This window comes from Legionella genomosp. 1, assembly GCF_900640215.1.
GTDB classification, from domain to species: Bacteria; Pseudomonadota; Gammaproteobacteria; order Legionellales; family Legionellaceae; genus Legionella_C; species Legionella_C quinlivanii_A.
The window spans coordinates 215,601-229,086 of the sequence record NZ_CAAAJH010000002.1; the positions used below are offsets into that span (position 1 = coordinate 215,601).

Below are 13,486 nucleotides of genomic sequence, written 5' to 3' on the forward strand. Positions count from 1 at the left end.
GGGCCCAACCTACAGGTAATTTTAAAATCCCGGGTACATCTGGCATGCTTCTTGCAAGCCCAAATTAACATTCATTACTCCGAACTCCTATGCACATGCTAAGCAAACAGGAAGGATTCAGTTTGCTTGAGGTCCTCATCAGCACAGTAATCCTGGCCATTGGCTTATTAGGTATTGCCTCATTGCAGACCAACGCGGTTCGCTATAATCATTCCGCTTATCTGCGTTCGATTGCCATTTCCCAGATGAGTAATATGTTTGACCGCATGATGGCTAATCCTGCAGGGGTGCAAGCGGGCTCTTACAATAATATGTCTGGTCTTTCCACAAATCCTAACTGCAGCACTTGCAGTATGTCGCAAATCGCCCAGCGCGATCTCTATCAATGGAATCAGACAAACAGTCAGCTACTACCCAATGGACAGGGCAGTGTCACTCGTAATGGCAATGTATTTACAATTATTATTCGCTGGGACAATGACCGTACCGGTGCCACTGGGATGAATTGCAGCGGCAACTATCGGGTGGATTTGGCTTGTCTTACCATGGATGTTGAGTTATGAGCAGTTTACAAAAAAGTGCGCAAGGATTTTCCATTATTGAATTTATGATTGCCATCAGTCTGGGGACTCTTTTGGTAGCCAGTATTTCTATAGTCTATCTCAGTAATAAAACCACCTTTGTCATTCAGGACGCGCTTGCCAGACTGCAGGAAAATGGACGTTATGCTGATTATATGCTGAGTTATGATCTACGGATGGCGGGCTATCAAGGCTGCGCAAACCAACGACAAGTCAAGGTGACCAATTTAATAAAAAATTTATCAACCATGCTAGATTATGACAAACCCTTGCGCGGTTATGATGGCGTTGGATCCACATTCAGCCCGAGCCTGCCCGCCAACCTGCAGGGCAAATCCGTCACGGGGAGCGATGTTATCGAAATACGCAAGGCATCCAGTCTTGGAGTACAGCTTCGTGATGACATGAATAGACCAAACAATCCTATTCTGGTCTATGATCGCATGGGAATTGAAGCTGGAACACCTTTGATGATTACTGATTGCTCTGTAGGGGATATCTTCATTGCCGGATCCAACAGCAATGCTACCGCCATTACCCATTCTTCAAATCAAAACACTTCTAATGATTTAAGTGTGGCCTATCTGCGTACTGCCCAGATAGCCATATTTGATTATTATTCCTACTACATAAAAGATACCGGCCGGGTAAATGCTCAAAATCAGGCTGTTTTGGCTTTGGTCCGGCAAGACAGGAATGGAAATGAGGACGAGATAGCAGAAGGAATTGAGCAGATGCGTATTAGCTACGGCGTCGACACCAATGGCGATAACACAGTCGATACCTATCAGACAGCAGCTCAGGTTCAAAGCGGCGATAATTGGAATAATGTCATTTCAGTCCAAATTAATCTGCTCCTGGCCACGGTTGAAAATGTGGCCGACAAGGCAATGTCCTATTCTTACAACGGCGGCAGCCTTACTCCGGTTGATCGCAAGCTCCGACGGGAATGGACTATTTTTGTTACCTTGCGTAATCGAGGACTCCCCTTATGAAAAGTGATTTTCGTATAAACCAGAGAGGAGCCACACTGGCAGTCAGCCTGCTTTTACTGCTTGTAATTACACTATTAGCCATCAGTGCCGTTCAGGTAACGCAAATGCAGGAAAGAATGTCCGCCAATATGCAAAATAAGGAAATGTCATTTGCATCTGCAGAAACTGCTTTAGTTGCCGGAGAAAACTGGTTACTTCGGCAAAGCAGGCAGCCCACCCTTTATACGCTCTGCCCGAGCTTTCCCTGTGTGCAGGAGCCCTATCAAAATCTTGATTTTGCCAGTCAGTCAGACAGCTGGTGGAAAAGCAACTCTGCTGAGTATAGCTCCACCCTGAAACAAGCAAGCTCTAAACCGCGATTTATTATTGAGTTTCTACAATTTGTGCCTGATTCTCCTGTGGTTGGAACCTCGTCATCTCGAAGCAAAGGGGTTTATTACTACCAGGTTACCGGAAGAGGTTATGGTTTTACGGATGAGGCAATTACCGTATTGCAGACCACAGTGGGAAGGAGGTTTTAATGAAACGACTCCTGCTGATAGTTTGGATTTTGTGCTTTGGAATCCTGACCAGTCAGGCCGCAACCCTGAACTTATCTCAAACACCTTTGTTTATTTCTTCTTCAGTAGCTCCTTTGACGATGCTGATTCTTGAGCGAGACCATAAGCTCTACTTTGAAGCTTACAATGATGCATCAGATATTAATGGCGATGATATTATTGATCTACGGTTCAATCCAGCCATTGACTACTATGGGTATTATGATAGTTATAAATGTTATGGGTACAGTGGCCTGCAGCAATTTTTTTATCCTGTTTCAGTAACCAGCACTAAAAAATGCATTGGCGCCTGGAGTGGAAATTTTCTAAACTATGTCACTACAGCCAGACTGGACGCGATAAGAAAAGTACTTTATGGCGGGTATCGCTCCAATGACGCGCTCAATCAAACCATTCTTGAACGAACCTATATTCCACAGGATGGGCATAGCTGGGGTAAAGAGTATACCAGTTTTGCTGTCGATGGGTATAATATAAGCGACTATACCCCCCTCCTTCCCCCCTTATTGGGCACACGTCATTTATTTGTCAATACCACACTTAGAAATGGAACCACCGCCCCCTTATTGCGGGTGGCAACCAATCAACCCTATCGCATATGGGAATGGGTCAGCATTGAGGTGCCGGTTGCCGGCAGCCGAGCGCTTAATGGCAGTAGTGGTCCCCTTATTCTCGGGATCACTGACTATACGGTAAGAGTCAAAGTCTGTGACTCCAGCGTTGGACTTGAAAGCAACTGCCGGGCCTATCCCAATGGCCAATATAAACCTATCGGGCTTCTCCAGGAGTTTGGTGAAAATAATTCGATGCTCTTTGGCCTGATGACTGGCTCCTACAAAAACAATCTGGCAGGCGGGGTATTAAGAAAAAATATTTCCAGTATCACCGATGAAATCAATTTAAATACCGGTCAGTTTACGGCGGTGAATGGCATTATTTCGACGATTAACAAGTTAACAGTCACCGGCTTTGATAGCAATTACAATTATTCCTGTGGATTCATCAGCACCAGAAATATTGTCAATGGGGAATGTGAGATGTGGGGGAATCCCATCGGCGAGATTATGTATGAAGCGTTACGCTATCTCGGCGGCAAAGGTTCCCCTACCCCCAGTTTCGACTATTCCAGTGGAACCGATGCGACGCTTGGCCTGCCAAAGCCGGGTTGGCAAAATCCTTATAGCATCTATCCATATTGCTCTCAGGCCAATCTATTAGTAATTAGCGACCTCTATCCTTCTTATGACAGCGATCAGGTGCCGGGAAATTCTTTTAATACGGCAAGCAGCGATTTAAATCCTGCACTGAATGCATCCTCGCTGGCTCAAACTATTTTTAATCGAGAGGGATTTACCAGTGTCTCGGCTTTCATCGGTCAATCCGGCGCAGTAGCCAATGGCGCCCCCACACCAAAGACCGTGACCAGCTTCGGTAATATACGAGGGCTCGCTCCACAGGAAGCAAATTCGGAAGGCAGCTATTATGCAGCAAGTGCTGCGTATTATGGCTGGATAAATGACCTAAATAGTGCAAGAGGCACGCAAAATGTGAAGTCATACATTGTCGCCCTCTCTTCACCGCAACCTGAAATTAAATTCAAAGTGGGAAATAATATTGTCACCATTGTTCCCTTCGCAAAATCAGTTGCAGGCTTAAATATCAATGCGGAGCAAGGGCAATATCAACCAACCAATGAAATCGTTGATTTTTATATTGAGTCACTCTCAAACACCGGCGGGGTTTTCCGGGTCAATTTTGCCGATTTGCAGCAAGGCGCTGATTTCGATATGGATGCGGTGGTTAAATATACTATTACAGTCAACGCGAATAATACCTTAACGATCAGCACTGAAACGATTTATGCTGCGGGTGGCATTAATCAACACCTCGGATATGTCATTTCAGGTACCACCGCCGATGGGGTCTATCTCGAGGTGAGAGACAGCGATACCGCTGCGATTAATGATGTCGATTATTTTCTGGATACTCCGCCTGGAAAATTGCCTGGACAAGCCTGGCAAGATAAAGCGGCATTACCAATATCCACGACAAGAACCTTTACTCCCAGCAATACCCCTTCGGCCATTATTTTCAATTCGCCGCTTTGGTATGCTGCGAAATGGGGAGGATTTAATGATTCCAATGCGAATAATGTTCCTGACCTTCAGGGGGAATTTGATACCTCAAACAGCGGGGATCCTGATAATTACTTCCTGGTCACTAATGCCAATAGCCTGCGGGCGCAACTGGCCAAAGCCTTCTCTCAGATAGTAGATCGGGCGGGCTCATTTTCTTCAGCCGCCCTAAGCAGCGGTTTTCTCTCATCCGATACCTTTATTTATCAGGCCATCTTTCAAACCAAAGACTGGAGCGGCCAATTACTGGCCTTTCCTATTGATGAAACAAGCGGCAATATTCTTGCCACCGGTAGTGGTCCACGAGGCTCTGTCTGGGATGCGGGTCAACTTCTCAGCCTGCAAAACTTTAACACCGGTCGAAAAATACTGACGTTTAAACCCTCAACCCAAAAAGGAATTAAATTCAGATGGCCAGGCGCCCCTTCCTTTCCTGGTATATCCGATCTCGATTCAGCACAAATTAGCGCCCTTAACACCAACCCTCAGAATGCGCTAAGTGACAATCTGGGAGGCAGCCGTCTTAATTATTTAAGGGGTGATCAGTCGCTCGAACAGAAAAATGGGGGAACATTCCGTAATCGAAAAACCCTGCTTGGCGATATTATTAATTCGGAAGCCGTTGTTGTTGGAGCGCCTAATCAGAACTACCCAGCCGTCTGGCCGGATAATGCCCCGGAAAATACGGCTCCATACAGCACATTTCGTCAAAATAATATCAATCGGCAGAGCGTTATTTATGTCGGTGCTAATGATGGTATGCTGCACGCCTTTGATGCAAAGGCAGGAAATGAACTATTCGCCTATGTGCCTGCTGAAGTGTTTCCCAAGCTCAATTTGTTAACTGATGCTAATTACACCCATCAATTCTATGTCGATGGCTCACCTACCGTGGTTGATGTGTTTATTAATTCCCAGTGGCGAACAGCACTGGTCGGTACGCTGGGAGGCGGCGGCCAGGGCGTTTTCGCTCTGGATGTCACTACTCCGACCCAGTTTAACGAAAATAATGCCGCCAACATTGTGAAATGGGAATTTACCGACAGCGATGATGTGGACCTGGGATTTACTTATGGACAGGCGTCCATTGTACGATTGGCTAATGGTCGCTGGGCAGCTGTTTTTGGCAATGGCTATAACAATACAGCCAGTGACGGTTTCGCCAGCACCACTGGTAATGCGGTTATTTATATCGTTGATATTGATACCGGCGAGCTGATTAAAAAGCTGGATACCGGGGTTGGCATGAGTGAGGATCCGCTAAGCCTTGGGCGTCCTAATGGCATGGCATCTCCCGCGGTTGTCGATACCGATGGTAATTCGAGCGCTAATATTATCTATGCGGGTGATCTGTTCGGCAACTTATGGAAAATTGATATTTCATCGAATAATCCGTCCCAGTGGGACTTCTGGTATAAGCAGGGAAATCAGCCTTTGCCTCTTTTTGTAGCGGCCGACAGCACTGGAAAACGTCAGCCAATCACCACCAGACCAGAAGTTTCGCGGGTGACTTTTAGTGCTTCAGCCTTACAGGTTTACATTGGAACAGGCAAATACCTTGAACCCAGCGACAAAACTGATTTAAGCGTGCAAACTGTCTATGCCTTGAGAGATGATAATACTTCTGAAATACGACGCGACCAGCTTCGTCAACAGACTATTTTATCAGAGCAGGAAAGCACACGGGTGACCAGTACGAATCTGCTAGCGAATAATGATCGCGGCTGGTTTCTCGATTTAGTGGTGAATGGACAGGCCCGAGGGGAGCGCGTTATTTCCAATCTCACCTACTTAAACGGCAAAATCATTTTTGCAACCGTTATCCCCACCTCTGATCCCTGCGATTTTGGCGGTGAAAGCTGGCTTATGGAGTTAAATGCGCTGACGGGAAGCCGTCTGAATTATAATGTATTTGATTTGAATGGAGACGGCGCGTTTACCACCGCCGATTCAGTCACCTCCAGTGATGGCGGAGGCACTGTAACACCTAGCGGTATTAAATCGGAAGTGGGTCTGATTGCCGGCCCGTCGATATTGAATGCCGGCAGTAAGGAATACAAATACATGCCAGGAACCAGCGGCGGCATTCAAAAAGTCGGTGAAAATCCGGGGCCGCAGATTTTCGGCCGTCAATCCTGGAAGCAGCTACAATAAGCCTACATTACCGGAATGGCGCTCGCTGCTGTATCCGGTTCCTCCGGCTTTCTGGGTAAACAGTGACCAAAAAACTGATTGCCGCATTGTGTATTACGCTCTCTGAAAATACGAGTAATGTGCGTTTCGGGGGCGACCTGTACCTCTTCCGGAATTCCTGCTGGTACTTCAACACAGGATTTCATGGTATTAAATTGTTGCAGTTCTTTAATGCTATATTGTTTTTTAGCCATTTTTGCTCCGCTTTAAATCAGGGGGGTGCCCTATGAAATCCTCTCTCCCTCAGGGAGAGAGTTGGAGAGAGGGGTTAAAATCAACCCTCACCCTAGCCCTCTCCCAGCTTGGGAGAGGGGATTTTTTTAAAAGTTATAGGCTGCTTATTACTCAGGCAGCACAGGAGGCAGAAGCAGAAACAGCTTCGCCAAAATTGGGATTCACTTCCTCGATTTCCTGCTCTCGTAATTTAATCAATGATCTGATTTGAGTGCTTTGCAATGAAATTGCAGCAGTGAAGATCTCAGGATTATTGTTTAATTGAGCAAGATTTTCTTTCTGTTCAGCACTAAGCCACACTTTGTAGCAGGATAGGGTTTGATGAGCACCCAGACGTGAAGATAGTGCTTTTTTTAAAGAGTCTGTGGATGTATAAAATTGACGCACGACATTACTCTGACTGGCACAGAGCCACATTCGCTTGTTCCCAGCGGTCTGATTTCTAAACTGCTCGAGTACTGGAACGTAATACCAACTTTGGTTTGCCTCTTTATTTTCTGGGACCACCGCCTCACTTCTATTAAAAAAACCGGTCACTTTGATTCTCTTTTGTACTTAATACGGCCTTAATGTTTATACCATATTATACGCAGGGTGTACATTAAGTTTTAAAATTATATGAAAACCAAGCAAACGGCAGTTACCGTACAAAGCAACATCCTGGAACAATTAAGACAATTAGTTCGTCAAGAAAAGCATGGATATTTCAGTACCAATAATAAAGCAGCATTTCTTAAGCAGTTGGACGAAGCCCTGTCTTTAAACGATACGATGAGTATTAGTGACCTGGCTTGTGCGATATCTACTGTGGAGAATCTGCTTATTAAACCCGAAGGAGCTACTGCGGCAATTCAATTTAAAGATTACCTGGACAGCAAACAGTATCGAATACTGGACAAAGCCCAATCTATACCCGCTCCATCAGCAAAAAAACTTTCTATTATCATCCCGGAAGGAGATATCGAGATCAGCAGTCTGCTGATAAAGCTGCATGAATCCTTACTGAACAGTTATCAGCTATCCTGCAATCATGCCGAAGGTCTGATTCCTGTCAGTAAAGTGAAATACAGCGCCGAGCAATTACAAAGCACTCAATCATTTTTTGATTTGGAATTGACGAGCCAGCAGGCGCAGCTTCCCGATAGTGCTACCATCGTTAAAGATATTCAACGCAAGGGAGTGACTCTTAATGGAAAAGCGATCACAGCCAAAGACAGTAATGATAATAATGATCCCTGGATTCGGCAGGCCATCGAAAACTTCACAGGAGACCAGATTGATACCGCCAACTCCCAGGCTAATAAGATGTATCATTTTGGCGGCCAGTTTCTTGAAGCCATTCTTCTGCAGGAATTCACCCATAGCATGCAGCTAGCCAATAACCCGGATTTTATTCTTGAGCGCGGTATGGTGAAAGGCCACATCAATTGGGTTAAGAATCCTGAAAATCGAGAAATTTCTGCAAAAATTAATCTGAAAGTATTCACCTGCTCCAGCGCCGATCTGGATGATATAGATGATCCGCAGAAGTTTTTCACCATTGGCAGTGACGGTTCATCGCTGGTTCAGGTCAGTAACGATGATATTGAAAAGGTCATTCCCCGAGCCTCAGCTGAGGTCAGCGGAAAAACAAAAGGCAATATTGTGCCGGTCTGTGAGTTAAATGGTACGGTCAGGATGGTCTTTGATCAGAGCCAGGGTGCATATCATCTGAAGGTTTCCGAGTTTACAAACAAAATCAACACACCAGACTTAATTTCAAATAAAGCGCCTCAGTTTAGTCCGGTTGAAAACGCGGCTTTCGAGGCTCCTGTAAAAGTCGGCACAGCCAGTCTTTTGGCAAGTTTTGGTAAATTCGCTTTGCCGAAAGCATCCCGAATTGAAGGAGCAGCGGCATCTAATGCACCCACTTTGGTGATCAACAAACAGTAACGATTACCTTACCCGTCTCGAGGACTCACTATCAGTGACGTCCTTAGAGACAAGCTTCGCTCACTCAATAAACTAAAACAGCATTTATAAATAACAAATCTCATTCATAGACTATACTTAATTAGTAACGATATTTTTTTAAAGAATAATCGACAACTAGTTAAGGAACGATGAAATGGAAAATTCAAATCTTAATCAACCACGATCAAATGGACCACAAATGAGTAATCAATCTGGATTAAAATCACAATCCCATGTAGGTGAAGCGGCTAGTCAGCTTCTCGAAGAAGGTAAAAAACTGGCAAATGAACTCTATCAGGAGAATATTGCCCAGAAAGTGAATGAAGCACAGGAAACAGTAAAACAATATTCTGATGAGTTGACTGAAAAGGTAAAAACCAATCCGCTGAGTGCATTATTAATCGCTGGAGGCATTGGGTTCGTGTTGGCCAAAGTTTTATCTATAAAATGAGTAACCTATTTGAATCGATAACAGGCCTTGTTTCCAGTAAACTGGAAAGCTATAAGTTACTCGCGAAAGTATTCCAGCTGGAAACAAGACTGGCAGCGATGGGGGTTTTGCCTCTCATTATCCATACAGTCATGTTTTTGATTATCAGCATGACGTTATGGCTGCTGGTAATGTCGCTGGTGACCTATGGTTTATTTTATCTGCTTGGCAGTATCACACTAGCCTTACTGTTAGTGGCCGTTCTAAACCTGGGGATAATGTATACCATTTACAGGCTTGCCCTTTCAAATATAAGAAAGATGAGTTTTGAAAAAACCCGAGAATATTTTTCTCACCATCCGGAAGATATCCATGATGAAGCAGAGACAACAAATCTACCAAGAGCTGATGCAGACAGACCTGCGGTTAAAGCTCGAGTTGAGTAAAATTCGCTATTATAAGCGAAATCTTGACTACAACATGGGTGATAAACGCATGGTTGCCCTTGGAGCGCTTCCACTGGTATTTGTGGGATGGAAAATGATTCGGGCTTCAGGGATTTTTGCCTTTTTAAGAGAAGCAGCAAAATTCGCCATACTGACAGCAATCGGCAGTATGAAAAGAAATTTTTTGCTGAATCTGAAGTCACTAATCAGCCGCTCTTTTTAAATCTCATTTTTTCCTTCCGTCTTTGCGAACGAAGTGAAGCAACCCAGAGCAGTGCCTGCTTCGCCAAGGCTCGCAAAGACGATTACTGACAAGCTTTATCGAAGTCCGGTATTCAAACCAAGAGCCAGGGGCAATTGATCAGCCATAGCGGTTCCAATATTTTTGCTTACTTTTTCAAATACACTTTGCTTATAGGTGTAATCGGATACCGTATCAATCTTGATAGTATCTCTTGCTAATTGACCGCTGCTGGCAATACCATCAATCAAACCGCGTTGTTTAGCCTGTGTTCCTGTCCAGAATAAACCGGAAAATGTCTGATCATCAATGAGCAGACGCGTGCCCCGTCCTTCTCTAACTTTGGCGATGAATTGTTGATGAATATCATCCAGCATGGTTTGCATCAGCTGAGTTTGCTCTGGCGTGATTGGGGAAAAGGGATCCAGTATTCCCTTGTTGGTGCCTGCGGTTTGCAAGCGCCTGGTTATCCCGAGCTTCTGCATGGCATCTACAAAACCAAAGCCGTTATATAAAACTCCGATGGATCCCACCAGACTGGATTCATCTGCATAAATTTCATCAGCGCCAACCGCGACATAGTACGCAGCTGATGCGCAAATATCCACGCACACTGCATACACTTTTACGTCCGGATATTTGCTGCGATAGTATTTTAATGAGTTATACATATAACTGGCTTGTACCGGGCTGCCGCCAGGACTGTTAATTCGCAAAATCAATGCCTTTAAACCTTTATTTTTATAAGCGGCATCCAAACCTTTGGCAAAATTTTCGGCATTATTGCTCTGTGTATCAAAAATGCTGCCATTGACATCAATTAAACCGACATGAGCTTTGCTGCCCGCTCCCTTTTCTTCAGTATCCCAGGCGGCCTCATAAACAATCCATACAATTAATAGCAAAAACAGAATACGCCAGACCCAGCGCCAGCGTCGTTTACGTTTTTGTTCTTTCATAAATTCAATTACAATTTGATTTAGCAGGACTTGAGAATCCGAAGAATTCTCTACTGAAGGATTATTCATTGTTGCGGCTACTTGATTTTAAAAAATGAACCCACATTTTACGGCAGATAGCGGGTAAATTAAATAACAAAAAAGAGGTTCCTCTTATGCGCATGGACAAGTTAACATCCAAGTTCCAAATGGCCCTTGCTGACGCACAATCTTTAGCGTTAGGAAAAGATAATGGTTTTATCGAGCCGGAACATGTTATGAAAGCCTTGCTCGATCAGCAAGGAGGCAGTTGCCGCGCTTTGCTGGCAAAGGCAGCAGTCAATCTTACCGAGTTTAAAACCCTGCTTGATCAGGCGCTCGAAAAGCTCCCTAAAGTCAGCGGCACTGGCGGCGAAATTCATATATCCAATGCCTTAAATCGTCTTCTTAATCTGACGGACAAACTTTCCCAGCAAAAAAAAGACAGCTATATCTCCAGCGAACTGTTCATACTGGCTGTTATCAGTGAAGACAGTCATTTAAGTAAAATTCTGAAACAGGCAGGCGCCACTACTCAGTCCATTGAAAAGGCTATTAATGAATTGCGGGGCGGAGCCGCGGTCAATGATCCTAATGCTGAAGAGCAGCGGCAGGCTTTAGAAAAATACACCATCGATTTAACCGCCAGAGCGGAGCAGGGAAAGCTTGATCCCGTAATCGGCCGGGATGATGAAATTCGGCGAACTATTCAGGTTCTCCAGCGGCGAACCAAGAATAATCCTGTTCTCATTGGCGAACCTGGCGTCGGTAAAACAGCCATTGTTGAAGGACTTGCTCAGCGTATAATCAATGGTGAGGTTCCAGAAGGTTTAAAGAGTAAACGCCTCTTATCTCTTGATATGGGCGCTTTAATTGCCGGCGCCAAATACCGCGGTGAATTTGAAGAACGTTTAAAGGCCGTTTTAAATGATCTCTCCAAGCAGGAGGGTCAGATCATTCTCTTCATCGATGAATTGCATACAATGGTAGGAGCAGGTAAAGCAGAGGGCGCCATGGATGCCGGCAATATGTTAAAACCCGCCCTTGCGCGCGGCGAGCTTCATTGCATTGGCGCCACAACTTTAGACGAATACCGTCAATACATTGAAAAAGACGCGGCTCTTGAGCGCCGTTTTCAGAAAGTGCTGGTTGACGAGCCGTCCGTAGAAGACACGATCGCAATACTTCGGGGCTTAAAAGAACGTTATGAAGTTCATCACGGGGTTGAAATCACTGATCCGGCAATTGTTGCCGCCGCCACTCTTTCCTATCGCTATATTACAGACCGGCAGCTGCCCGATAAAGCCATTGACTTAATCGATGAAGCGGCCAGCCAAATCCGCATGGAAATTGATTCCAAGCCGGAAAGTCTGGATAAGCTGGAGCGTCGTCTGATTCAATTGAAAATTGAGCGGGAAGCCTTGAAAAAAGAACATGACGAGGCCTCCAAAAAGCGTTTACAGGATTTACAAACTAATATTGATGAGCTGGAAAGAAATTATGCTGATCTGGAGGAAGTATGGAAGTCTGAAAAAGCCTCCCTGCAGGGTGCGACCCAAATTAAGGAATCTTTGGAACAAGCCAAAGTCGAACTGGAAACGGCAAGACGCGCAGGCGATCTGACCCGAATGTCCGAGCTTCAGTATGGACGAATTCCTGAATTGGAAAAACAATTAACTAAAGTTAATGAAGCCGAAAAAACAGAAAATCGATTGGTACGCAACAAAGTCACCGAAGAGGAGATTGCGGATGTCGTCTCCAAATGGACCGGTATTCCTGTCGCAAAAATGCTCGAAGGTGAGAGAGAAAAGCTTTTACATATGGAAGACGCCCTGCACAAACGTCTGATTGGACAGAATGAAGCCGTTGACGCCGTAGCTAATGCCATCCGACGTTCGCGCGCCGGTCTGTCAGATCCCAACCGTCCGATTGGTTCCTTCTTATTTCTTGGACCTACCGGAGTTGGTAAGACGGAGTTATGCAAGGCACTGGCAAGCTTTCTTTTTGATACCAGCGATGCAATGGTGCGTATCGACATGTCCGAATTTATGGAAAAGCATTCAGTCGCTCGTCTTATCGGCGCGCCTCCAGGTTATGTAGGCTATGAAGAAGGCGGTTATCTGACGGAAGCTATCCGACGACGCCCCTACTCGGTCATTCTGCTGGACGAAATCGAAAAGGCCCATTCCGACGTCTTCAATATCCTGTTGCAGGTCATGGACGATGGACGTTTAACCGATGGACAGGGACGAACTGTTGATTTTCGCAACGCCGTAATCGTCATGACCTCCAATCTGGGTTCTCATCTCATTCAGGATATGGCTAAAAAACTGAGCTATGAACAGTTAAAAGCCGCGGTCATGGAAATTGTCACCCAGCATTTCCGCCCTGAATTCATAAACCGCATTGATGATACTGTGGTATTCCATCCCCTGAACAAAGAGCAGATAGCTACTATCGCCGCTATTCAAATCAGTTACTTACAGCAGCGCCTGCAGCAGCAGGATATTCAGCTTTCAGTAAATCCGGATGCCCTTGCACATCTGGCGGCAGCAGGCTTTGATCCCGTCTATGGAGCCAGACCCTTAAAACGGATCATTCAACAAAAGCTTGAAAACCCGCTAGCTCAGGCCTTATTAACCGGGGAATTCAAATCAGGTGATACCATTAAGGCAAATTGGGAAGACGACAGCTTGCAATTTCATATTGCCAATTGATTTTAAGTTCTTCCCGCTCAGCGG

At 45.2% G+C, this 13,486-nt stretch carries 12 protein-coding genes; 9 read left to right on the forward strand and 3 right to left on the reverse strand.

The genetic code is table 11. From position 1 onward, the window contains the following. Positions 1-95: 95 nt before the first annotated feature. Genes pilV through E1O89_RS03170 form a run of 4 tightly spaced genes read left to right on the forward strand, consistent with a single transcriptional unit; the run spans position 96 to position 6,425 of the window. Positions 96-563, forward strand: a complete 468-nt coding sequence (gene pilV / locus E1O89_RS03155) for a type IV pilus modification protein PilV (RefSeq protein WP_172458058.1) — start codon at positions 96-98, stop codon at positions 561-563. Further along, a complete protein-coding gene (locus E1O89_RS03160; RefSeq protein ID WP_133138898.1) occupies positions 560-1,576 on the forward strand; it encodes a PilW family protein in 1,017 nt (338 codons plus the stop codon). The genes pilV and E1O89_RS03160 overlap by 4 nt, the downstream gene beginning before the upstream one ends. After that, complete coding sequence (locus E1O89_RS03165) at positions 1,573-2,097, forward strand: PilX N-terminal domain-containing pilus assembly protein (protein WP_133138899.1); 525 nt, start codon at positions 1,573-1,575, stop codon at positions 2,095-2,097. The genes E1O89_RS03160 and E1O89_RS03165 overlap by 4 nt, the downstream gene beginning before the upstream one ends. Further along, a complete protein-coding gene (locus E1O89_RS03170) occupies positions 2,097-6,425 on the forward strand; it encodes a pilus assembly protein (protein ID WP_133138900.1) in 4,329 nt (1,442 codons plus the stop codon). The genes E1O89_RS03165 and E1O89_RS03170 overlap by 1 nt, the downstream gene beginning before the upstream one ends. A gap of 2 nt (positions 6,426-6,427) precedes the next feature. Here the strand turns inward: E1O89_RS03170 and E1O89_RS03175 are convergent, their stop codons facing one another. Both E1O89_RS03175 and E1O89_RS03180 read right to left on the reverse strand, forming a co-directional pair. Then, a complete protein-coding gene (locus E1O89_RS03175; RefSeq protein ID WP_133138901.1) occupies positions 6,428-6,658 on the reverse strand; it encodes a hypothetical protein in 231 nt (76 codons plus the stop codon). 151 nt (positions 6,659-6,809) lie between these two features. Then, positions 6,810-7,235 carry a hypothetical protein gene (locus E1O89_RS03180; protein WP_133138902.1) on the reverse strand — a complete coding sequence of 142 codons (426 nt, stop codon included), beginning with the start codon at positions 7,233-7,235 and terminating at the stop codon, positions 6,810-6,812. Between the two features lie 81 nt (positions 7,236-7,316). Here E1O89_RS03180 and E1O89_RS03185 point away from each other — a divergent pair, with 81 nt between their 5' ends. The 4 genes from E1O89_RS03185 to E1O89_RS03200 all read left to right on the forward strand — a co-directional run bounded on the left by E1O89_RS03185 (position 7,317) and on the right by E1O89_RS03200 (position 9,750). Then, complete coding sequence (locus E1O89_RS03185) at positions 7,317-8,630, forward strand: hypothetical protein (protein WP_133138903.1); 1,314 nt, start codon at positions 7,317-7,319, stop codon at positions 8,628-8,630. Positions 8,631-8,850: 220 nt separating this feature from the next. Further along, positions 8,851-9,102 (forward strand): hypothetical protein, encoded by a 252-nt coding sequence (locus E1O89_RS03190; RefSeq protein WP_133138904.1) that lies wholly within the window; start codon positions 8,851-8,853, stop codon positions 9,100-9,102. Continuing rightward, entirely contained in the window at positions 9,099-9,527 is a 429-nt protein-coding gene (locus tag E1O89_RS03195; protein ID WP_133138905.1) for a hypothetical protein, read from the forward strand. The genes E1O89_RS03190 and E1O89_RS03195 overlap by 4 nt, the downstream gene beginning before the upstream one ends. Before the next feature lie 34 nt (positions 9,528-9,561). Then, positions 9,562-9,750 carry a hypothetical protein gene (locus E1O89_RS03200; RefSeq protein ID WP_133138906.1) on the forward strand — a complete coding sequence of 63 codons (189 nt, stop codon included), beginning with the start codon at positions 9,562-9,564 and terminating at the stop codon, positions 9,748-9,750. A 95-nt stretch (positions 9,751-9,845) separates the two neighbouring features. On the opposite strand, the gene E1O89_RS03205 is transcribed toward E1O89_RS03200, so the two are convergent. Next, positions 9,846-10,796 (reverse strand): S49 family peptidase, encoded by a 951-nt coding sequence (locus E1O89_RS03205; RefSeq protein WP_133138907.1) that lies wholly within the window; start codon positions 10,794-10,796, stop codon positions 9,846-9,848. 86 nt (positions 10,797-10,882) lie between these two features. Between E1O89_RS03205 and clpB the strand changes: the two genes are divergently transcribed. Further along, positions 10,883-13,462: an ATP-dependent chaperone ClpB gene (clpB, locus tag E1O89_RS03210; RefSeq protein ID WP_133138908.1), complete on the forward strand. Its 2,580-nt coding sequence runs from the start codon at positions 10,883-10,885 to the stop codon at positions 13,460-13,462. Positions 13,463-13,486: the final 24 nt, after the last annotated feature.

Coding starts and splice junctions, on each gene's coding strand:
- E1O89_RS03200 (WP_133138906.1), top strand. CDS start 9,562: ATGGGTGATAAACGCATGGTTGCCCTTGGAGCGCTTCCACTGGTATTT.
- E1O89_RS03170 (WP_133138900.1), top strand. CDS start 2,097: ATGAAACGACTCCTGCTGATAGTTTGGATTTTGTGCTTTGGAATCCTG.
- E1O89_RS03160 (WP_133138898.1), top strand. CDS start 560: ATGAGCAGTTTACAAAAAAGTGCGCAAGGATTTTCCATTATTGAATTT.
- E1O89_RS03195 (WP_133138905.1), top strand. CDS start 9,099: ATGAGTAACCTATTTGAATCGATAACAGGCCTTGTTTCCAGTAAACTG.
- E1O89_RS03185 (WP_133138903.1), top strand. CDS start 7,317: ATGAAAACCAAGCAAACGGCAGTTACCGTACAAAGCAACATCCTGGAA.
- clpB (WP_133138908.1), top strand. CDS start 10,883: ATGCGCATGGACAAGTTAACATCCAAGTTCCAAATGGCCCTTGCTGAC.
- E1O89_RS03205 (WP_133138907.1), bottom strand. CDS start 10,796: ATGAATAATCCTTCAGTAGAGAATTCTTCGGATTCTCAAGTCCTGCTA.
- pilV (WP_172458058.1), top strand. CDS start 96: ATGCTAAGCAAACAGGAAGGATTCAGTTTGCTTGAGGTCCTCATCAGC.
- E1O89_RS03165 (WP_133138899.1), top strand. CDS start 1,573: ATGAAAAGTGATTTTCGTATAAACCAGAGAGGAGCCACACTGGCAGTC.
- E1O89_RS03190 (WP_133138904.1), top strand. CDS start 8,851: ATGAGTAATCAATCTGGATTAAAATCACAATCCCATGTAGGTGAAGCG.
- E1O89_RS03175 (WP_133138901.1), bottom strand. CDS start 6,658: ATGGCTAAAAAACAATATAGCATTAAAGAACTGCAACAATTTAATACC.